Genomic DNA, 1,586 nt, shown 5'->3' on the forward strand with positions numbered 1-1,586 from the left:
TATATCGTCAGGGAACTCTACCCTTTGATCTTGGCCGATTTAGCTGACTCAGCGCGAGCCTGTTGACATAGGAGCGTCAACGCCCCGATGGAGCGGTTGTTCAGAAGCCTGAAGTCAGAGTGGCTGCCGGCTCTGGGATATATGAGCTTGCGAGAAGCGAAACGAGATATCAGTTATTACCTGATGGATCACTACAACTGGCGACGTCCACATCAATACAATGACGGGATACCGCCAGCAAAAGCCGAGGATCGGCCTAACCAAGTGTCCGGATTTAGTTGACCACTATAACCCGGCGGCGACCCATCACCACCGGACGCACCAGCAACTGTGCCAGCAAGACACCCAGCAGGGTCAGACCGCCCCCGATCAGGTGATAGCTGGTCAACCGCTCACCCAGCAGGGTGATGGCGAGGCCAGCCGTCATCACCGGCAGCAGGTTCATAAAGATGGCGGTACGGTTGGCACCGAGCAGGGCGATACCCTGCATCCAGAGCCAGGGTGAGAGCGCCGAAGTGGGGATACCGGCATAGAGGATCAGCCACAGGGCCCGCCCATCAGGCCACTGGCCATCCACCAGCAAAAAGAAGGGGGTCAGGATCACCACACTGCAGATCACCTGACCGTAGAGCAGCGACCAGTTGTCGAGCCCCAGATCCCACTTCTTGAGCAGCACGCTGTAAAGGGCGTAAGTACCGGCCGAAATCAGCATATAGACAGAGCCGATATGAATGCCTTGGGTAAACAGCCGGGTCGGATCCCCCTGCCCCAGCAAGATAGACAAGCCGAGGAGGGAAAGCAGCGCCCCCAGCACGGCGCCCCAGGTGGGCCGCTCGCGCAGCAGCCAGATGCTGAACAACACGGTCAGCAGCGGCGTCAGACCCATCATCAACCCCATCTCGGTGGCTCCCAGGGTTTGCGCCGCGTAGTAACCAAAAGTCTGGTTGAGCACCATGCCCAGCGAGGCCAGCATGGCGATCTGCCAAAGGCCAGCGCGCAGACGGGCACGCGCACGCCATACCCGACGGGCCAAAAACGGGCTTAATACCAGCGCAGCCACCACCCAGCGCGACCAGGCCAAGGCTGCGGGGGACAACACACCAACCGCCAGTTTGCTGACGATGCCATTGCCAGCCCAGATGGCAATGCAGGAGAAGGGAAACAGAAAGGCAAGGGGCATGAGAGGATCCAGACCGAAGAGACAACAGCAGGCCAGTATAGGGGGCGATGGGAGAGAAACAAAGGTGTGGGCCTGAACAACCACGTGGTGAACGCCAGTCGCCAGAAACAAATATGCCCGCAAAAGTGCGGGCATATCAGTGCAGAAACAGGTTCAGAAGCGCATCACGCGGCATCCATGTGCAGTCTGGAGATCAGCTCGTTGACCTCGGTGACTGTCTGGCGGTGGGGAATATCCGCCGGATTCGGCATCAGCAACAAACCGGATTGGAAATCAAACCGCCCCCGACCATGGATGTAAATCCGACCTTTAAAGAAGGTTTTGACATGCTTTGCCACCATCAGTGGCAGGTACTTCTTGAACACTCTCATCGTTTGCAACCTCTTGCAGTTGTATCCGTATGACA

At 57.8% G+C, this 1,586-nt stretch carries 2 protein-coding genes and 1 pseudogene; 1 reads left to right on the top strand and 2 read right to left on the bottom strand.

Annotated elements, in window-relative coordinates:
* Window positions 1-78: 78 nt before the first annotated feature.
* Window positions 79-282: pseudogene (locus AB5Y85_RS07130) on the top strand (integrase core domain-containing protein); the annotation flags it as partial.
* Here the strand turns inward: AB5Y85_RS07130 and AB5Y85_RS07135 are convergent.
* On the bottom strand, window positions 275-1,180 hold the full coding sequence (locus AB5Y85_RS07135) for a DMT family transporter (protein WP_101531711.1): 906 nt from the start codon (window positions 1,178-1,180) through the stop codon (window positions 275-277). The pseudogene AB5Y85_RS07130 and the gene AB5Y85_RS07135 sit on opposite strands and share 8 nt — an antisense overlap.
* Window positions 1,181-1,344: 164 nt before the next feature.
* The gene (locus AB5Y85_RS07140) at window positions 1,345-1,551 is read right to left on the bottom strand and encodes a DUF1107 domain-containing protein (protein ID WP_005336998.1); all 207 of its coding nucleotides are present in this window, start codon (window positions 1,549-1,551) and stop codon (window positions 1,345-1,347) included.
* Window positions 1,552-1,586 lie beyond the last annotated feature (35 nt).

This window comes from Aeromonas sp. R3-1 (assembly GCF_040908345.1).
In the GTDB taxonomy this organism is placed as follows: domain Bacteria; phylum Pseudomonadota; class Gammaproteobacteria; order Enterobacterales; family Aeromonadaceae; genus Aeromonas; species Aeromonas veronii.